Annotated in this window: 17 protein-coding genes and 1 pseudogene; 11 read left to right on the top strand and 7 right to left on the bottom strand. The window is 69.7% G+C overall.

Annotated elements, in window-relative coordinates; genetic code table 11:
• Positions 1–26: 26 nt before the first annotated feature.
• Positions 27–776: a hypothetical protein gene (locus AB7I40_RS05795; RefSeq protein WP_428344097.1), complete on the bottom strand. Its 750-nt coding sequence runs from the start codon at positions 774–776 to the stop codon at positions 27–29.
• Positions 777–1010: 234 nt separating this feature from the next.
• Between AB7I40_RS05795 and AB7I40_RS05790 the strand changes: the two genes are divergently transcribed.
• Genes AB7I40_RS05790 through AB7I40_RS05765 form a run of 6 tightly spaced genes read left to right on the top strand, consistent with a single transcriptional unit; the run spans position 1011 to position 6523 of the window.
• Positions 1011–1919 (top strand): Rossmann-like and DUF2520 domain-containing protein, encoded by a 909-nt coding sequence (locus AB7I40_RS05790; protein ID WP_428344096.1) that lies wholly within the window; start codon positions 1011–1013, stop codon positions 1917–1919.
• Entirely contained in the window at positions 1916–2779 is an 864-nt protein-coding gene (gene panC / locus AB7I40_RS05785; RefSeq protein WP_428344095.1) for a pantoate--beta-alanine ligase, read from the top strand. Before AB7I40_RS05790 ends, panC begins: the two co-directional genes overlap by 4 nt.
• Positions 2776–3192: an aspartate 1-decarboxylase gene (gene panD / locus AB7I40_RS05780; protein WP_428344094.1), complete on the top strand. Its 417-nt coding sequence runs from the start codon at positions 2776–2778 to the stop codon at positions 3190–3192. The genes panC and panD overlap by 4 nt, the downstream gene beginning before the upstream one ends.
• A 9-nt stretch (positions 3193–3201) precedes the next feature.
• Entirely contained in the window at positions 3202–4851 is a 1650-nt protein-coding gene (locus AB7I40_RS05775) for an L-aspartate oxidase (RefSeq protein WP_428344093.1), read from the top strand.
• Positions 4848–5759 (top strand): carboxylating nicotinate-nucleotide diphosphorylase, encoded by a 912-nt coding sequence (gene nadC, locus AB7I40_RS05770; protein ID WP_428344092.1) that lies wholly within the window; start codon positions 4848–4850, stop codon positions 5757–5759. Before AB7I40_RS05775 ends, nadC begins: the two co-directional genes overlap by 4 nt.
• Positions 5759–6523, top strand: coding sequence for a type III pantothenate kinase (locus AB7I40_RS05765; protein WP_428344091.1), 765 nt, complete (start codon positions 5759–5761; stop codon positions 6521–6523). Before nadC ends, AB7I40_RS05765 begins: the two co-directional genes overlap by 1 nt.
• 8 nt (positions 6524–6531) lie before the next feature.
• On the opposite strand, the gene AB7I40_RS05760 is transcribed toward AB7I40_RS05765, so the two are convergent.
• Together AB7I40_RS05760 and AB7I40_RS05755 are read right to left on the bottom strand one after the other, a co-directional pair.
• Positions 6532–7812, bottom strand: coding sequence for a DUF1501 domain-containing protein (locus AB7I40_RS05760; protein WP_428344090.1), 1281 nt, complete (start codon positions 7810–7812; stop codon positions 6532–6534).
• A gap of 5 nt (positions 7813–7817) precedes the next feature.
• Entirely contained in the window at positions 7818–9299 is a 1482-nt protein-coding gene (locus tag AB7I40_RS05755; protein WP_428344089.1) for a DUF1800 domain-containing protein, read from the bottom strand.
• 204 nt (positions 9300–9503) lie between these two features.
• Between AB7I40_RS05755 and AB7I40_RS05750 the strand changes: the two are divergent.
• A pseudogene (locus AB7I40_RS05750) lies at positions 9504–9822 on the top strand (histone-like nucleoid-structuring protein Lsr2).
• A 205-nt stretch (positions 9823–10027) separates the two neighbouring features.
• A complete protein-coding gene (locus tag AB7I40_RS05745) occupies positions 10028–12622 on the top strand; it encodes an ATP-dependent Clp protease ATP-binding subunit (RefSeq protein ID WP_428344088.1) in 2595 nt (864 codons plus the stop codon).
• 106 nt (positions 12623–12728) lie between these two features.
• On the opposite strand, the gene AB7I40_RS05740 is transcribed toward AB7I40_RS05745, so the two are convergent.
• Positions 12729–13055, bottom strand: a complete 327-nt coding sequence (locus AB7I40_RS05740; protein ID WP_428344087.1) for a DMT family transporter — start codon at positions 13053–13055, stop codon at positions 12729–12731.
• An 84-nt stretch (positions 13056–13139) separates the two neighbouring features.
• Between AB7I40_RS05740 and AB7I40_RS05735 the strand changes: the two genes are divergently transcribed.
• Positions 13140–13709, top strand: coding sequence for a TetR family transcriptional regulator (locus AB7I40_RS05735; RefSeq protein WP_428344086.1), 570 nt, complete (start codon positions 13140–13142; stop codon positions 13707–13709).
• Here AB7I40_RS05735 and AB7I40_RS05730 read toward each other — a convergent pair.
• Positions 13694–14560 (bottom strand): A/G-specific adenine glycosylase, encoded by an 867-nt coding sequence (locus tag AB7I40_RS05730; RefSeq protein WP_428344085.1) that lies wholly within the window; start codon positions 14558–14560, stop codon positions 13694–13696. The two genes, AB7I40_RS05735 and AB7I40_RS05730, sit on opposite strands and share 16 nt — an antisense overlap.
• 100 nt (positions 14561–14660) lie before the next feature.
• On the opposite strand from AB7I40_RS05730, the gene AB7I40_RS05725 reads away from it, so the two are divergent.
• The gene (locus tag AB7I40_RS05725) at positions 14661–15416 is read left to right on the top strand and encodes a hypothetical protein (protein WP_428344084.1); all 756 of its coding nucleotides are present in this window, start codon (positions 14661–14663) and stop codon (positions 15414–15416) included.
• On the opposite strand, the gene disA is transcribed toward AB7I40_RS05725, so the two are convergent.
• Together disA and radA are read right to left on the bottom strand one after the other, a co-directional pair.
• A complete protein-coding gene (gene disA / locus AB7I40_RS05720) occupies positions 15413–16498 on the bottom strand; it encodes a DNA integrity scanning diadenylate cyclase DisA (RefSeq protein ID WP_428344083.1) in 1086 nt (361 codons plus the stop codon). The genes AB7I40_RS05725 and disA overlap by 4 nt on opposite strands.
• Positions 16499–16561: 63 nt before the next feature.
• Positions 16562–17974, bottom strand: coding sequence for a DNA repair protein RadA (radA, locus tag AB7I40_RS05715; protein ID WP_428344082.1), 1413 nt, complete (start codon positions 17972–17974; stop codon positions 16562–16564).
• An 81-nt stretch (positions 17975–18055) separates the two neighbouring features.
• Between radA and AB7I40_RS05710 the strand changes: the two genes are divergently transcribed.
• The gene (locus AB7I40_RS05710; protein WP_428344081.1) at positions 18056–19084 is read left to right on the top strand and encodes a LacI family DNA-binding transcriptional regulator; all 1029 of its coding nucleotides are present in this window, start codon (positions 18056–18058) and stop codon (positions 19082–19084) included.
• Positions 19085–19088: the final 4 nt, after the last annotated feature.

Here is a 19088-nt window from a genome sequence, read left to right as displayed (position 1 = left end):
CGGCAGAACCCCACTACCGCCAGGGATCAGTGCACGGGGGCCGTGAACTCGAGGTGACTGAGGTCCGCGCCATGGACCACACGGCTCCCTGTCGCGGCCGCCACGGCGTCGAGGGCGACTGCGGCCGTCAGGTCACGCGAGCCGTCCGGAATGCTCCGTCCGCTGGGTGAGGCCAGCGAGCCTCGCAGCGGCCGGTCGTCACGGACGTGCCCCCGGTCGATCGCGATGGCTCGACCGCCGGGGCCAAGACGGGTCACCACGCCCAGCCAGGCCGCGTCTCGGGAGGTGCCGACCTCGGCCCGAGCGCCGGTCCCGAAGTCGACCAACGGCCACCACTCCTCGAGCCACAGCCCGATCGACTGTGGCACTGACGTGTCGTTGAGACGCGAGCCGAGCGACTCCCGCCCGGTGAGGGGGGAGACATGCACCACGTGAGGGTGCCCATCGGCCCCCATCTCCACCACGTGCGTGGGCACGTGGGCCAGCCAGTCGAGGGCGACGACCAGGCCGTCGTACCCCTCGGGTACGTCGAAGCGGACGGTCCTCCCGGTGTCGGACAGCTGCGTGGCGAGAGTGCCTGCGCAGCCGAGCAGGGCCACGTCGCCCCGGGCTGGGCCCACCGAGCTCACCACGGCCAGCACCGACGCGGCCGAGGTCGAGCACTCCATGGGATGAGTCCGGAGGAATCCCGAGGTGCCGTAGAGGGCGGTGTCCCAGGCCTGCTTCCACACGGGATCGACCGGCCGCGGCGCGGCGGGCATGCCGAGAGACGTCACGGACCGTGAGGCTACGCGCCGACGTGTCGGTGCTGACTGCTGGGGGCGGAGGCGAGTAGCCTCCGGTCTTCCCGGCGGCTGGTCGTCGGGCCCCCGAAGTTGCCTACGTCACAGCCTGGCCGGTTCCCAGCAGGAAGGGCGGCGCGTAACCTCGTGGTTGCAATCGATTAGTCCGGTACCCACACCGGCCCCCAACCCGGGGGTGGTCGGCGGGATTGGAACGAAAGGTTCACCATGATCGACGTTGCCCCCGCCACCTTCCGGATCGGCGTCGTCGGCGCCGGGCGGGTCGGCGCCGTGCTCGCTCACGCGCTGCGTGCCGCCGGTCATGAGGTCGTCTCTGCGGCAGGTGAGTCCGACGCCTCGCGCAACCGGATGGCCACGCTGCTCCCTGGTGTCGACATCGACAAGCCGAGCGCGGTGGCCCGGGACTGCGACCTGCTGCTCCTCACGGTTCCCGACGACATGCTGCCCAACGTGGTGGCCATGCTCAGCGCGAGCGGCGCGATCCACGCCGGCCAGTACGTCGTGCACACCTCGGGACGGCACGGGCTCGGGGTCCTGGCCGAGGCCATCTCCGTGGGTGCCCACGCCATCGCCCTGCATCCGGCCATGACCTTCACCGGCACCGAGGTCGACCTGCCTCGTCTGCACGACTGTGTCTTCGGGGTCACCGCCGAGGAACCCGAGCGGGCGGTCGCCCAACGCCTCGTGGACGACCTGGGCGGGCGCACCATGTGGGTCCCCGAGGATCGCCGCACGCTCTACCACGCCGGGCTCGCCCACGGCGCCAACCATCTGGTCACCCTCGTCACCGAGGCCATGGAGATCCTGTCGGCTGCCGGAGCCGCGGACCCAGCTGGCACCCTGCGTCCGTTGCTCACTGCAGCCCTCGACAACGCCCTGTCCTCGGGGGACGCAGCCCTGACCGGTCCGATCGCTCGCGGCGACGTGAACACGGTTGCTGCGCACCTGGCAGATCTGCAGCTCAACGCCCCGCAGGCACTGGCGTCGTACGTCGCCCTGGCGCGCGCCACGCTCGACCGGGTCGTCACCGATGGACGCCTGCTGCCGATCCGTGCGGCCAGGATCAGGCTGATGCTCGACGAAGCGGTGGCGCCGAGTCGGCAGCCCCTGCTGTGACCCGACCGCTCGTCGCGCACACCCGGGCCGAGCTGCGAGAGGCACTGTCGAAGGTGCGGGCCCGCGGCGGTCTCGTGGCACTGGTGCCGACGATGGGTGCCCTGCACGACGGCCACGCCGCGTTGATGGCGGCGGCACGGGCCGCGGTCCAGGAAGCTGATGTCGTCGTCGTCTCGATCTTCGTGAACCCGATGCAGTTCGGTCCGGGTGAGGACCTCACCCGCTATCCCCGGACCCTGGACGCCGACCTCGACGTCTGTGCCGCCCACGGGGTCCAGGTGGTGTTCTGTCCGACGGTGACCGAGGTCTACCCGGGCGGCGACCCGGTCGTGACGGTCGATCCTGGCCCGGACTCGCGCAGCTGGGAGGGGCGCGTGCGCCCCGGGCATTTCCGAGGGGTGGCCACCGTGGTGGCCAAGCTGTTCGGCCTGGTGCGCCCGGACCTCGCGTTCTTCGGCGAGAAGGACTACGAGCAGCTCGTCCTGGTTCGCCGGATGGTCGCCGACCTCTGCATGGGGATCGAGATCGTCGGGGTCCCCACCGTGCGAGAACCCGACGGGCTGGCGCTGTCCTCGCGCAACCGGTTCCTCGAGCCGGACCAGCGACTGCTCGCCCAATCCCTGTCCCGGGCGCTGTCGGCGGGCGTGAGGGCCGGTCCACACGGACCGGAGGCGGTCCTGGCCGCCGCCCGTGAGGTCCTCGAGGCCGAGCCCGGCATCAGCCTCGACTACCTCGCCCTGAGCGACCCGGACCTGATCGGGACGCCTGAGTCGGGACCGGCCAGGGTCCTGGTCGCGGCACGGGTCGGTTCCACCCGACTCATCGACAACATGGCCCTCACCCTCGGAGGTGTGTCGTGAACCGCACGATGATGCACGGCAAGATCCACCGGGCCACCGTGACCCAGGCCGACCTGCACTACGTCGGGTCGGTCACGGTCGACGAGGACCTGCTCGACGCGGCCGACCTGCTGCCTGGCGAGCTCGTGCACATCGTGGACATCACCAACGGGGCCCGCCTGGAGACCTACACGATCGCAGGCGAGCGTGGTTCGGGGGTGCTGGGCATCAACGGTGCGGCGGCCCACCTCGTGCATCCGGGGGACCTCGTGATCCTCATCGGCTATGTCAGCCTCGACGACGCCGAAGCCCGTCGGCACCAACCTCATGTCGTCTTCGTCGACGCCGCCAACAGGATCCTCGAGCAGGGCGCCGACGCAGCGCACGCCCCCGCAGGCTCGGGGCTCGTGCGCGGTTCAGCGACCTCCCGCTAGGTTTCTCGAATGATCCCCTCGCGACTCGCGTCGCCCGCACCCGGCTGGACCACGGAGGCAGACGTGGTCATCGTCGGCTCCGGAATCGCCGGCCTGACGGCCGCGCTGCGGCTCTACGGCCGGGTCGGCAAGATCCTGGTGGTCACCAAGGACGTCCTCAACGCCGGCTCCACCCAATGGGCGCAGGGCGGCATCGCCGCCGCCCTCGGCCCCGGAGACACCCCCGCCCAGCACGAGCGCGACACCCTGGTGGCCGGCGCGGGAGCGTGCGACCTCGACGCCGTACGCATCCTGGTCAACGAAGGTCCCGACGCGGTGCGTGAGCTCATCTCGTGGGGAGCGGTCTTCGACCAGCACGACGGGGCGCTGTCGCTGACCCGTGAGGGCGGGCACCACCGGGACCGGATCGCCCACGCCGGCGGAGACGCGACGGGTGCGGAGATCCAGCGGGCCCTGATCGCCGCCGTGGAGGCCGCCCCGGCGATCGAGGTCATCCAGCACGCCCTCGCAGTGGACCTGCTGCGCGCCGAGGACGGCGGCGTGGCCGGGGTGACCCTCCACGTGCTGGGTGAAGGGCAGCGCGACGGCGTCGGAGCGGTGCGGTGTCGGGCCGTGGTCCTGGCCAGCGGTGGCCTCGGGCAGGTGTTCTCCCAGTCCACCAACCCCGCCGTCTCCACCGGCGACGGGATGGCGCTCGCACTGCGCGCCGGTGCCGTGCTGCGCGACCTGGAGTTCGTCCAGTTCCACCCCACGGTGATGTACCTCGGCCCGGACTCACACGGCCAACAGCCGCTGATCTCGGAGGCGGTGCGAGGAGAAGGCGCCTTCCTGGTCGACTTCGAGGGCAACCGCTTCATGCAGGGGGTGCACGAGCTTGCCGACCTCGCCCCCCGCGACGTCGTCGCCAAGGCGATCACCCGGCGGATGTTCGAGTCCGGCCACGACCACATGTGGCTCGATGCCCGGCACCTGGGGGCTGAGTTCTGGGAACGGCGTTTCCCGACCATCCTGGTGACCTGTCGCTCCTACGGTGTCGACCCTGTCGTCGACCTGATTCCCGTCGCCCCGGCCCAGCACTACGCGTCCGGCGGAGTGGCCACCGACCTCTGGGGTCGCTCGAGCGTGCCGGGCCTGTACGCCACCGGGGAGGTGGCGTGCTCGGGTGTTCACGGCGCCAACCGCCTGGCCTCCAACTCGCTGCTGGAGGGGCTCGTGTTCTCCCGCCGCATCGCTGAGGTCCTGCCCGGTGAACTGCGCGACTGGTCCGATGCCACGGGGGACCCCCGCTCGCCCGGTGTGCTCCCGGAGAGTGCACGCCACCCCATGCAGAAGCTGATGACTGAACAGGTCGGCGTGCTGCGCTCGGCCTCCGGGCTGGCGCTCGCGGCCAAGGGGCTGACCGAGCTCGCCGGGCTTCGCAGCGACACCGTCGGGCCCGACGAGTGGGAGACCACCAACCTGGTCACGATCAGCACCGCGCTCACCGCGGCCGCCGGTCTGCGCGAGGAGACCAGGGGATCGCACTGGCGCGACGACTTCCCCGAACGCGACGACCAGCACTGGGCCGGGCACTTCGACGTGTCGCTGGTCGACGGCGTTCCCGTGGTGTCCTTCCAGGCGGCTCCCGCGACCGACATCGTCCTGCAGGAGCCGTCGTGACCATCGCCCGCACGCCCTACGCCGACCTGCCCGCCGTACTCCTCGACGAGCTCGGCGCCTCCGGACTCGACCCGGCCGCCGTGTACGCCGGGATCGTGGCGGCCCTGGAGGAGGACCTCCCCCACGGTGGGGACGACGTCACCAGCAGCGCCACCATCAGCGCCGCCGCGACCGGGGTCGCGGACTTCGCGGCGCGCGAGGACGGGGTGGTCGCAGGGCTGGGGATCGCGGCGCTGGTGTTCGCCTACGTCATGGGCGAGGAGGCCGTCATCTCCGAGCGGTTGCCCGACGGCTCGAAGGTCCGGGCAGGAGAGGCGGTCATGCGTGTCGAGGGACCGACGCGGGGACTGCTCACGGCCGAGCGCACTGCCCTGAACTACGCAAGCCACCTCTCCGGCGTGGCGACGGCCACCGCGGCTTGGGTGTCGGCGCTGGCCGGCACCCGTGCCCGGGTCCTCGACACCCGCAAGACACTGCCGGGCTACCGCGCCCTCCAGAAGTACGCCGTGCGCTGCGGCGGCGGGGTCAACCACCGGTTCAGCCTGTCCGACATGGCCATGGTCAAGGACAACCACGTGGTCGCCGCAGGTGGCGTGGTGCCGGCCTATGAAGCCGTACGTCGCGCCAACCCCGACCTCCCGATCGAGGTCGAGGTCACCGATCTCGATCAGCTGCGCGAGCTGCTCGCGGTCGGCTGTGACCGGATCCTGCTCGACAACATGCCCCCGGCGCTGATGGCCGAAGCGGTGCTCATCACCGATGGGCGGGCCAGTCTCGAGGCCTCGGGTGGTCTCACCTTCGACCGGGCCCGGGAGGTGGCCGAGACGGGGGTGGACTTCATCTCGGTGGGTGCACTGACCCATTCGGTCAAGGTGTTCGACCTGGGCATGGATCTGCGGGACTCGTGATGCCGATCCTGTGCGCCGACATCGGCAACGGCCACACCCAGCTCGGTCTCGTCTCCGACGGCGAGGTGCTCGCGCACTGGCGGGTCTCCACCGACGAACGGCGCACCGCTGACGAGTGGGCCGCGCTGGTGCTCGGCCTGCTCCGCGAGCACGCGGTGGACGGCGTGGCCATCTGCGCCACCGTTCCGAGCGTGCTGCACGAGTGGCGCGACATGCTCGCGCGCCACTTCGCGGACCTCCATCACGTCGTGGTCGAGCCCGGGGTGCGCACCGGTGTGCCGGTGCTGATGGACAACCCGCGCGAGGTCGGCGCCGACCGGATCATGAACGCGCTCGCCGCGGCCACGCTCTACGAGGGGCCGAGCATCGTGGTCGACTTCGGCACTGCCACCACCTTCGACGTGGTCTCCGCCGGCGGACAGTACGTCGGCGGTGCGATCGCGCCGGGGATCGAGATCTCGTCGGAGGCCCTGAGCCGCCGCGGTGCCCAGCTGCGCAACGTCGAGCTGCTGCGGCCGCGTTCGGTGATCGCGAAGAACACCGTCGAGGCGATCCAGTCCGGAGTGCTCTTCGGCTTCGCCAGCCTCGCCGAAGGCATCATCGCCCGGATGATGGCCGAGCTCGGTGCCGACCCGGCCTCGGTGAACGTGATCGCCACCGGCCACCTGGCGCCCGTCGTACTCGACGAGTGCGCGAGCTTCACCGAGCACCAGCCGTGGCTGACCCTGCGCGGCCTGGAGCTGGTCTACCTGCGCAACGCCTGAGACGACCCTCAGGCCATGACGCCGAGGGGGTGGTGGCTCAGGCCGGGGAAGACCGAGGCGACCGAGCGGTCGAAGCGTCGGGAGACGACCTCGCCGAGCACGTCGCGGTAGTCGGTGGTGACCGACAGGTCGCCGTCGACAAGGCTCCCGTTGCCCAGGGACGGCCAGGTGCCGTAGTACTGACCACCTCGCACTCCGCCGCCCAGCACCAGCATCATGTTGCCCCAGCCGTGGTCCAGGCCACGGTTGCCGTTCTCCCGGACCCGGCGGCCGAACTCGGAGATGGTCACGACCGTCACCTGCTGGGCACGGTCGCCGAGGTCGGTGAGGAACGCGGCCAGCCCCGCGGCGAGGGCGCCGACCATCTCCCGCATCTCGCCACCGTCCAGGTTGCCGTAGCCACTGTGCATGTCCCAGCCGCCGAAGTCGATGCTGACGACCTCCGTGCCGACGTCTGCGGTGATCAGGTGGGCGGTGTCGTTGAGGGCCTCACCGAGGTCGCGCCCGGGGAAGGTCGAGGGGTAGACCGCCCCGTTGGCGGGCTGCCTGGCCTTGCCGAGCGTGCCGGAGTAGGAGCGGGAGATCTGGACGGCCGACCGGGCGGCGTCGCCGAGCGCTCCGGGCGACTGCGACCAGGCAGTGCCGAGCGAGCGGTAGCGATCCGCGGCTCGGCTGTCGGTGCCGGCCACCTTGAGCTTGGTCAGCCCGGGGGCGGAGAGCACGGGTGCCGGACCGGTGAGCATGGTCGGGGTCATCGCGGAGTTGATGTGCACCGCTTCGGTGGCCTGGGCGGTCGCGTTCAGCCCGATCATCCGGTTGACCCACCCGCGGCGCTCGCTGGACCCGGGGTCGGCGTCCTCGATCTCCTCCATGGCCAGGAAGTGCGATCGGTTCGGCACGTTGAGGCCCACCGCGTGCACCGCCGCGAGCTTGCCCGAGTTCCACCACGGCATGAGGGGCGCCATCTGCGGGTGCAGCCCGAACATGGCGTCGGCACCGAGCAACGAGGCGGCAGGGACTGCCAGCTTGGGCCGCGCGGTGTAGTACGCCGGGTCGCCGTGGGGTACGACGACGCCGAGTCCGTCGATGCCACCGCGCAGGCTGATCACGACCAGGGTGTTGCCGGTGCCGGTGGCGCCGAAACTGGCCTGCCGTACCGCCTGGCCGAACACCGTGGTGGTGAGTGCTCCGCCCAGGGCGGCGGCCTTGAGGAACGAGCGTCGCTGAAGTGACGCTGCGCGTTCGAACGAGGCGCAGCAACCCTGCTGCTCGGGGATCTGCGTGGACACCGCCATCACCTCGTCATGTGGGCGGGTGAGTCGAGCAGCGCCCCCACCAGTCGTGGGAACAGGAACGTGCTCACCGGGTGGGTCTTGGTGACCACTTCGGTGGGCGGCAGCCGGGTCGCCTCGCAGGCGGCCTGCAGCAGCAGTGCGGTGGAGCGCCGGCCGAGGAGCACTCGGCACAGGTGGTCGACGTACACGTCGAAGCGCATCCGCTTCTTCGGCATCCAGGCAGGTCGGGGTCGGTAGACCACGTCGACCTTGGGGTAGAAGCCCCCGGCCATGCCCCAGTGCATCCGGTAGCTGTTGAGCATGCGTGAGGCCGAGCACCACTCGGCGTTGGTCTGGGGCGATCCGTCGGGCCGCGGCCAGTCGTAGAGCCGGTCCCCACCGTGGATGTGCGACATGTCCCGCGCGAAGGCACCCGCGTGCACCGGTCGGCTCGGGTTCACCCGGAGCGCCCTGGCCGTCGCGACCAGGTCGTCGACCGGTGTCCGCACCTTGGCATCCGCAGAGGCTGCGAACTCGGGGGAGTCGACCAGGGCGCGCAGCACGCTCTTGATGTCGGTGTCGGAGTCGAGGAACACCTGGGCCAGGCGGTCGATGAGGGCCTCGGAGGGGGTGTCGCTGACGAACCGGACCGCCAGCTTGCGGGCCACCGTGCGCGCGGTGGCCGGGTGACGGGCCAGGTAGGACAGGTACGCCGTGGCGACGGCACTGCCGTCGGGGGTCGCGTTCTCGTGCGTGAAGTCGAGCACCCTGACCCGGCCGGTGGTGTGGGCGGCAGGGTTGTAGTAGCGCTCGAAGGTCGTCTTGTCGTAGACGGTCCACCCCGAGAGGATCACCGCGGAGCTCTTGACCATGTCCTCGGAATAGCCCGAATCACGTCCCACGGTGTGCAGTTCGAGAAGTTCGCGACCCTGGTTCTCGTTGGGTGCCCCGACGGTCGAGCGGAAATTGTCGAGATAGAGCAGCATCGCGGGGTGCAGGCTCACACCGATCAACAGATCCTCGAATCTCCCCAATGCGTGGGCGCGGATCGTCGAGTCATAGCCCTTGCGAGGGACCCAGGAATGCCCGGTGTAGGCCGAGACATGAAAGTGATTGGACCAGAGGTCGACCATGTTCTCGTAGACCGAACGGGTCGAGAAGATGCGGCGCAGCATCGACCAGTTGCCGAACTCGACGCCGTATTCCCAGCCCAGTTTCCGTTTTGCCTCGCTGTTGCGGTATTTGGTCTCCATCGACTCGGCCAGGGACGGGAACCACGTGTCGAGGTCGGCGACCTTCGCTGCCTGCGGCACCGAGCTCGGCGTGAGTTGCTGCTCGAACCAGGCTCGCGCGCCGCCGGCCGCGCGCATGCGGGTCAGGGTGGCGCTGGAGAAGCCGCATCCCATCCGGTTCATCATGTGCCGCTCCAGGGGTCCTGGGACGGGCGTGTCCCGATAGGCGCGGGCCACATAGGTCCGGGCCGAGGACGTGACGGGGGGCATGCCCGCGAGTCTGGCGAAACAGGGCAGGCGACGGGGCAGAAGCCGGGAGTTCCAACCGATTGGCGCCGGCCATGGCCTGTTCGGACTAGTCCGTCCACCGAAATTCGGTCGCCATGAATGCGACGGGTTTCGATAAGTGGGATGGAAAGTGGCATGATCGTTGCGGCGATACCCCGCCGCGCGTCTCTGGAAAAGGAAATGCTCATGGCTCAGAAAGTCCATATCGTTCTCGTTGATGACATCGATGGCACCGACGCCGACGAAACGGTCACGTTCGGCGTTGACGGCGCGACCTATGAAATCGACCTGAACACTGCGAATGCCGCGAAGTTGCGTGAGGCGCTCGCGACGTACGTCGGGGCACGCGCGCAAGGTGGGCGGACGGCGCACCGGTCGCAAGGTGGCCACCGGTGGCACCAGTGCGGCCGAGATCCGGGAGTGGGCCCGTGCCAACGGCCACGAGGTTCCCGACCGCGGGCGGGTCAGCGCGGACGTCCGAGCGGCCTACGAAGCCGCCAACTGAAGCGACCCCTATCGAAGGCTCCCCCTGCTCGGGGGAGCCTTCGGTGCGTCCGAGGTGTCTCAACCCCTGATTGCGTGTTCGCTGACAGCAGATCGGCACCGCCCGGATTTCGGGAACGGTTAGGCTGTCGGTGGGGTTAGAACTCTTGTCCCGCCACATCCCATTGATGCGGCGGCCCCGCTGTTGCAAGAGGAGCGATGCGCACATGTTCGAGCGGTTTACAGACCGAGCCCGTCGGGTGGTCGTGCTGGCCCAGGAAGAGGCCCGCATGCTCTCCCACAACTACATCGGCACCGAGCACATCCTGCTCGGGCTGATCCACGAAGGTGAAGGCGTCGCTGCGAAGGCGCTGGAGTCCCTCGACATCTCCCTGGAGGCCGTGCGCGCCCAGGTCGAGGAGATCATCGGCCAGGGCCAGCAGGCGCCCTCCGGCCACATCCCGTTCACGCCGCGCGCCAAGAAGGTGCTCGAGCTCTCGTTGCGCGAGGCGCTCCAGCTCGGACACTCCTACATCGGCACCGAACACATCCTGCTCGGCCTGATCCGCGAGGGCGAGGGCGTTGCCGCCCAGGTGCTGCAGAAGCTCGGCGCCGACCTCAACCGGGTGCGTCAGCAGGTCATCCAGCTGCTGTCGGGCTTCCAGGGCAAGGAGACGCAGTCGTCGGCCACGTCGACCGGTGGTGGTGCTGAGGCGCCGTCCTCCTCGCTGGTGCTCGACCAGTTCGGCCGCAACTACACGCAGGCCGCCCGCGAGGGCAAGCTCGACCCGGTGATCGGTCGCGAGCAGGAGATCGAGCGCGTGATGCAGATCCTGTCGCGCCGCACCAAGAACAACCCCGTGCTCATCGGCGAGCCGGGCGTCGGCAAGACGACCATCGTCGAGGGCCTGGCCCAGGACATCGTCAAGGGCAACGTGCCCGAGACCCTGAAGGACAAGCAGATCTACAGCCTCGACCTGGGTTCGCTGGTCGCCGGCTCGCGCTACCGCGGTGACTTCGAGGAGCGCCTGAAGAAGGTGCTCAAGGAGATCAAGACCCGCGGCGACATCGTCCTGTTCATCGACGAGATCCACACCCTGGTCGGTGCGGGCGCCGCCGAGGGTGCCATCGACGCGGCCTCGATCCTCAAGCCGATGCTGGCGCGTGGAGAGCTGCAGACGATCGGTGCGACGACGCTCGACGAATACCGCAAGTACCTCGAGAAGGACGCTGCCCTCGAGCGCCGGTTCCAGCCGATCCAGGTGGCGGAGCCGTCGATCGCCCACACCATCGAGATGCTCAAGGGTCTGCGCGACCGCTACGAGGCTCACCACCGGGTGACGATCACCGACGAGGCGTTGGTGTCGGCCGCGACGCTGGCCGACCGTTACATCTCCGACCGGTTCCTGCCCGACAAGGCGATCGACCTGATCGATGAGGCGGGCGCCCGGTTGCGGATCCGCCGGATGACCGCTCCGCCGGACCTGCGTGAGTTCGACGACAAGATCGGCGAGGTCCGCCAGCGCAAGGAAGGCGCTATCGACGGTCAGGACTTCGAGGCTGCCGCCCGCCTTCGTGACGAGGAGAAGCAGCTCATCCTCAAGCGCTCCGAGCGTGAGAAGCAGTGGCGCGCCGGCGACATGGACGTCGTGGCCGAGGTCGACGAGGAACTGATCGCCGAGGTGCTCGCCGTGGCGACCGGGATCCCGATCGTCAAGCTCTCCGAGGAGGAGTCGACCCGGCTGCTCAAGATGGAGGACGAGCTGCACAAGCGCGTCATCGGTCAGGAAGAGGCCGTCAAGGCTCTCAGCCGCGCCATCCGCCGTACTCGCGCCGGGTTGAAGGACCCGAAGCGCCCCGGCGGGTCGTTCATCTTCGCCGGTCCCTCAGGCGTCGGGAAGACGTGGCTGTCCAAGACGCTCGCTGAGTTCCTGTTCGGTGACGAGGACGCCCTGATCCACCTCGACATGTCGGAGTTCTCCGAGAAGCACACGGTGTCGCGGCTGTTCGGCTCGCCTCCTGGCTACGTCGGCTACGAAGAGGGTGGCCAGCTCACCGAGAAGGTGCGCCGCAAGCCGTTCTCGGTCGTGCTCTTCGACGAGGTCGAGAAGGCGCACCCCGACATCTTCAACAGCCTGTTGCAGATCCTGGAGGAAGGTCGCCTGACCGACAGCCAGGGCCGCGTCGTGGACTTCAAGAACACGGTGATCATCATGACCACCAACCTCGGAAGCCGCGACATCGCCAAGAGCGTCAGCCTGGGCTTCAACCAGACCTCCGACGTGGGGGGCTCCTACGAGCGGATGAAGCAGAAGGTCTCCGACGAGCTGAAGCAGCACTTCCGTCCCGAGTTCCTCAACCGCGTCGACGAGATCGTGGTCTTCCCGCCGTTGACCAAGGAACAGATCGTGGCGATGGTCGACAACATGATCGCCTCGGTCGAGCTGCGGATGAAGGACCGGGACATGTCCCTCGAGCTCACCCAGGCCGCCAAGGACCTGCTCGCCACCCGGGGCTTCGACCCGGTGCTCGGTGCCCGACCTCTGCGGCGCACGGTGCAGCGCGAGATCGAGGACTCGCTCGCGGAGAAGATGCTGTTCGGTGAGGTGGGTCCGGGTCAGATCGTGCTGGTCGACGTCGAGGGCGAGGGCCCGTCGGCCAAGTTCACCTTCAAGGGGCAGAAGTTCGGCGCCCTGCCGGACCTCCCGCCGCTGGAGACGGCCTCGATCGACCTGGTCAAGCCGGATGCCGGACCCGAGGGTCGTGGTGAGGGCGAGGACGAGACCCCAGGTCCGATCGACGTCACCAAGGCCGAGGACTGACCTGTCGCAGCTGTACCGCTGAATCACGCTGACCCGTCGCAGATGTACACCCGGAGGTGTACATCTGCGACGGGTCGCTGCATTTCAGGCGGACGTCTGCGACAGGTCAGTGCGCGCCCTGGAGGTTGAGCACCACCACGGCGGCGATGATCGTCATCAACATGGTGGCCTTGAGCGGGTCGATGCCCTCACCGAAGAACAGCACGCCGATCAGGACGATCCCCGCCGTACCCAGCCCGGACCAGACGGCGTAGGCGATCGAGACCGGGATGTTCTTGATGACCAGGGCCAACATCCAGATCGACAGGGCGTAGCCCAGCAGCACGAGGCCGGTCCAGAACGGGTCCCGGAAACTCTCGGTGCGGGGAAGCGAGGCGGTTGCTGCGACCTCGATGCCGATGGCGCCCAGCAGCAGGGCCCAAGCGGTGAACATGACTGACTCCTCATTGATGTAGCGATTGCTACAAATGTAGCACCCGTTACAATCGCTTTTTCCATCGTGGGGAGTGTGATCCGCATGACGTCTCGGCGCGACGAGCTCGCACAGGCGGCCACCGACTTCGCGCTCGAGCACGGACTGATCGGCCTGAGCCTGCGTCCGTTGGCCGCCGCGATCGGCACGAGCGACCGCATGCTGCTCTACCACTTCACCGACAAGGACGACCTGATCGCCAGCGTGCTGCGCGTCTCGGTCGACTGGTCGGTGGCCACGCTGCGGGCACTGCCTCCCGCGCCCGATGTCCGGGCGGCCGTCCTGGCCCTGTGGGCCGCGATGACCTCGGACCGGATGGACCGGTGCCAGCGCATGTACGTCGAGGCGGCGGCCCTCGGCCTGCTCGGTCGCGAGCCCTACTTCTCAGTCATCGGCGAGGCGAACACGCGGTGGACCGAGGCCCTCGCCGACCAGTTGGTCGCCGCCGGGAGCCCGGTGGCGCTGGCCCGCAGGGCGGTCGTGCTGCTCGACGCTGCGTTCATGGGGTTCCAGCTGGACCTGCCGCTCGACGCTGCCGACCCCGTCGTCGACACCGCGGTCGAGGACCTCGCCGACGCGGTCGTGGCGATCACCTCGGCTCAGGGCAGCGCGTAGGTCTCCGCGGACGTCTGCACGATCAGGCCGTCCGCGACGAGGCTCTCCAGACACCGTCCGCGTTGGTCCGCCGGGGACCACGCTGCGTCCAGTCGGGATCGATGGACCGGACCGTCACTCTCACGCAACACCGACAACAGGCGCCCTCGGCACTGACGGTCGGTGCCGGCCCAGGTCTGGACCTTCCGCGGCGGCCCCTCGTAGCCAGGGTGCCCGGCAGCTCTCCAGGCGCACAGCTCCGCGACCGGGCACGAACCGCATCGGGGTTCACGCGCGTTGCACACCAGTGCGCCGAGCTCCATCACGGCGACCGCCCACTGGGCTGCCAGCGCCTCGTCGTCGGGGAGCAGGCTGCCCGCCCGCTCACGCTCGGGCTTCGTGAGGGTCGTAGGTGGGAACTCGCTGCCGCCCACCAGGCGGGCGAACACCCGGCGCACGTTGGTGTCGAGCACGACATGGCGTCGACCGAAGGCGAAGGAGGCGATCGCAGCTGCGGTGTAGTCACCGATGCCCGGCAGGGCGAGCAGTTCGTCGTACTCCCCGGGCACCTCGCCGCTGTGGCGCTCCACGATGGCCGTCGCGGCTGCGTGCAGCCGCAGTGCCCGGCGCGGGTAGCCCAACCGACCCCACGCCCGCACAGCCTCGCCCGGTGCCTCGGCAGCCAGGGCGGCAGGAGTCGGCCAGAGTCGCAGCCAGGTCTCGTGCACCGGCAGCACGCGGGTCACCGGCGTCTGCTGCAGCATGAACTCCGAGACCATGACCGACCACGCGGTCGCCTCGGGACGCCGCCACGGAAGATCGCGGGCCTGCTCGTCGTACCACCGGAGGATCGGCTCGTGCAGCTCACTCATCGAGGCCGATAGTAGGTGACCCACGGTTGTGACCGAGCCCGAGGAGGCCGCCTCGGTGTGGCAGCCCGGGCGCGACGTCGGCTCTGGTTAGCGTGGCTCCATGAGTTCCGTGACCCGCCCCCGTGGACCGCTCCCGGCCCGCGTCTACTGGACCCGGCGGCTCCTGGTGCTCGCGGTCGCCTTCGCCCTGGTCTTCGGGCTGGGCCGGCTGCTCGGCGGTTCCAGTGACGGCTCGTCCGGATCAGGCGGTACGGCGGCCCAGGCCGCCGCGGATGCCTCCACGACCACCACCCCCGCGCTGACCTACGGGCCGACGGTCGCCCCGAGCGGCAAGAAGAGCCGCAAACCCAAGCCCCCGCCGCTGCCACAGCCACAGGGTCCCTGCGCGGACGACGAGGTCGTGGTCCAGCCGCTCCTCAAGGCGCCCCAAGGTGGCGGCGCGGTCGCCATCGGCCTGAGGATCTACTCGAACGACTCCCAGGCGTGCACCTTCCAGGTGTCACCCTCCAGCGTGGTGGTCAAGCTCGTCTCCGGCAAGGACTTCATCTGGTCCTCCCAGGAGTGCCCCAAGTCGGTGCCCACCGTCGACGTGATCGCGCGCCGCACCGTGCCGGGCGTGGCCGAGGTGACGTGGTCGGGTCGACGATCGGACTCGGCCTGCCGCACCAGCACCGACTGGGCCCGACCCGGGTGGTACCACGCGATCGGTGCAGCTCTCGGCGGCGAGGCGACTGACACCCAGTTCCAGCTGCTGCCCCGCGCCGCCGCGACGATCACCCGGACCGCGACACCGACCCAGTCGCCGTCCCCGAGCCAGTCGCCCTCCGGGGCTCCGAGCAGGTCGCCCCGAGGCTAGACGTAGCGCTCGAGGATGCTCGACTCGGCGAGGCGTGAGAGCCCCTCGCGCACGCTGCGGGCGCGCAACTCGCCCACCCCGTCGACCGCCTGGAGGTCGTCGATGCCGGCCGACAGCAACTTCTGCAGGGTGCCGAAGTGGTCGACAAGGCGATCGACGACGGCCGGTGGCAGTCGCGGCACCTTGGCCAGGAGGCGGTAGCCACGCGGCGCCACGGCGCCGTCGAGGTGCTCGCTCGCGCCCAGCCCGAGCGCTCTGGCCACTGCGGCCGGGTCGACGAGCTCGGTGGGGGACAACGACTCGAGCCTGTTGAGCAGCGTCTCGGGGGTGCGTGCCTTCCGCCCGGGCGGAAGGTAGTCACGGATCACCAGCTCCCGCTCATTGTCGACACCGGTGATCAGCTCCTCGAGCTGGAGCGAGAGCAGCCGCCCGTCGGTGCCGAGCTCGAGAACGTAGTCCTCGATCTCCCGGGCGATCCTGGTGACCATCTCGAGGCGCTGGGCCACGACGGCCACGTCGCGCACGGTCACGAGATCCTCGATCTCGAGCGCGGACAGGGTGCTGGACACCTCGTCCAGTCGAAGCTTGTAGCGCTCCAGGGTGGCGAGTGCCTGGTTGGCGCGCGACAGGATCTGGCCCGCGTCCTCCAGCACGTGGCGGGTGGCGCCGACGTAGGCGGCGATGATCTGCATCGACTGGGACACCGAGATCACCGGGAAGCCGGTCTGGCGGGCGACCCGGTCTGCGGTGCGATGCCGGGTGCCGGTCTCCTCGGAGGGGATCGTGTGGTCGGGCATCAGGTGCACTGCAGCCCGATGGATCCGGGTCACGTCGCGGTCGAGGATGATCGCGCCATCCATCTTGGCGAGCTCGCGCAGACCGGTGGAGGTGAACGGGACGTCCAGGGTGAAACCGCCCGTGGCGATCGAGTCGACGGTCTTGTCCATGCCCAGCACGATCAACGCCCCGGTGCGCCCGCGCAGGATGCGCTCGAGACCGTCACGTAGTGCAGTGCCGGGAGCGATGGACGCCAAGGTCGTGCGCAGGCGCAACCAGTCCTCGGTGCGCTCGATGTTGGCCACGCCATCCCCGTTTCCCAAAATTCGTCAGCACGCGCATTCTAGGGGATCGCATGCCTGCGGGGCTCATCCTTTGGAAGGGGCCTCGCGAGGGGACAGCCCGATCAGCCGAAGGGCCGAGGAGACGTCGTGGACGTCGATCACCTTCATGCCGTCGACGGTCCACTCCTCCGGCTTGCGTGAGATGCCCGACGGGTCACCGGGGACCAGGGCCACGCGGAACCCCAGGCGGGCCGCCTCGTTGAGCCGCTGGGGCAGATCACGGACCTTGCGCAGCTCGCCGGCCAGGCCGATCTCACCGAAGGCGACGATGCCCTGGGGTGCCGGACGGTGCACGAAGGCGGAGGCGATGCTGACCGCCAGGGCGAGGTCGGTCGCGGGCTCGATCAGGCGCGCACCTCCCACTGTCGAGGCGAACACGTCGTGGTTGTGCAACCGGATCCCGGCATGCTGTTGCAGCACGGCCACCAGCATCGCCAGCCGGGATGCGTCCAGCCCGACCGTGGTGCGCCGAGGGCGCTCGCCGGCGGATGGCGTGACCAGGGCCTGCACCTCGGCCAGCAGGGGGCGACGACCCTCCATGGTCACCGCCACACAGGTGCCCGGCACTCGCTGGTGGTGGGTCTCCACGAACAGCCCCGTGGGGTCTGTCACCGCGACGATCCCCTCGGCGGAGAGGTCGAAGCAGCCCACCTCGTCGATGGGGCCGAACCGGTTCTTCATCGCGCGCACCATGCGGAAGCGGGAGTTGCGGTCGCCCTCGAAGTGCAGGACGACGTCGACGAGGTGCTCGAGCACGCGCGGGCCCGCGATCGACCCGTCCTTGGTGACATGGCCGACCAGCACCGTGGTGATGTTGCGGGTCTTCGCGACCCGGATCAGCGCGGCCGCGACCTCCTTGACCTGGGTGACCCCGCCCGGGACGCCGTCGACGTCGGCCGCGCCGATGGTCTGCACCGAGTCGACGACCAACAGCTCGGGCCGCACCTCCTCGATGTGGCTGAGCACGGCGCCGAGGTCGGTCTCGGCGGCGAGGTAGAGCTCGTCGTGCACGCCGTTGGTGCGGTCCGCGCGCATGCGGACCTGGGCTGCCGACTCCTCCCCGGTGACGTAGAGGGTGCGGCGGTGGTAGCGGGCGGTCTGAGCGGCCACCTCGAGCAACAGCGTGCTCTTGCCGACGCCCGGCTCACCGGCGAGCAGGATGGCAGCGCCAGGCACCAGGCCACCCCCGAGCACCCGGTCGAGCTCCGGGACCCCGCTCGAGCGGAAGCCGGACTGCTCCACCGACACCTGCCCGATGGGCACGGCCGCCGTGGTGACCGGCCCGGCGGCGGCCCGGGTCTGGACGACCGCTGTCTCGGCGATCGAGCCCCACGCCTGGCACTCACCGCACCGGCCGACCCACTTGGCTGCCTCCCAGCCACACTCGGTGCAGCGATAACTCGCCCGGGGACGGCCCTTCGCCGCGGCTTTGCTCATGACCGGAACCGTAGGGCACAGCGCCGACAGCGGGAGGGTCGGCGTTAACCTTGGATCGTTCAACGTGGGGAAGGAGGCCGCATGTCGCACGACGTGCGTCGCGCCGCCCTCCAGGCGACGCTCTCAGACGTGGCCGAGCTCGCGGGCGTCTCGCGCCAGACGGTGTCGAACGCGATGAACAACCCTGACCTGCTCAAGGCCGACACGCTCGCCCGCGTGCAGGCAGCAGTCGCGGCGCTCGGCTACTCCCCGAACCGTGCTGCCCGCAACCTGCGGACCCGCTCGTCGCGTCTGATCGGCATGCGCTTCGCCCCCGCCCAGGAGGGCACCGCCAACGCGATGATGGACCGCTTCGTGCACTCCCTGGTGGAGGAGTGCAAGGAAGGCGGCTACCACGTCCTGCTCTTCCCCGGCGACGGCGAGGATCCGTTGGCGGGCTACGACGACCTGTTGCGCGCCACCGCCGTCGATGCGTTCGTGGTGACCGACACTTATCTGGGCAACCCGCAGACCGTGTGGCTGGAGGAGCGCGGGGCGCCCTTCGTGGCCTTCGGTCGGCCCTGGGACACCCCCGAGGTCTCACATCCGTGGGTGGACGTCGACGGTGCCGCCGGGACCCGTCTGGCCACCGACCATCTGCTCGACCGCGGTCATACCCGGATCGCCTGGATCGGCTGGCGCAAGGACTCACCGATCGGGGAGGACCGTCGCGCCGGTTGGCTCACCGCCATGCACGAGCGCGGACTGCCCACCACCGGGCTGGCCTCACGGGTGGAGGACACGGTCGCCTCCGGCGCCGAGGCGGCCGCCGTACTCCTCGACGACGCCGGGCCGACCGGTTTCGTGTGTGCCTCGGACACCTTGGCCATGGGCGTGCTGCAGACCCTCGGCGCGCGCGGCCTCACCCCGGGCAAGGACATCGCCGTCGTCGGCTTCGACGACTCGCAGGTGGCACAGGTCGTCACCCCGGGACTGACCTCGGTCCGACAGCCCCTGGAGGAGGTGGCCGTGGAGATCGTGGCCCGGCTCCAGGGTCGACTCGCGGTGCCGGCCGAGATGAATGCCAGCGCCCTGCTGACGCCACGACTGGTGGTGCGTGGCACGAGCTGATCCG

Origin of the sequence: Nocardioides sp., assembly GCF_050246775.1 — a bacterium.
Taxonomy (GTDB): Bacteria; Actinomycetota; Actinomycetes; order Propionibacteriales; family Nocardioidaceae; genus Nocardioides.
The sequence above is the reverse complement of the archived record's forward strand: the minus strand, read 5'-3'. Positions and strand labels throughout refer to the sequence as shown.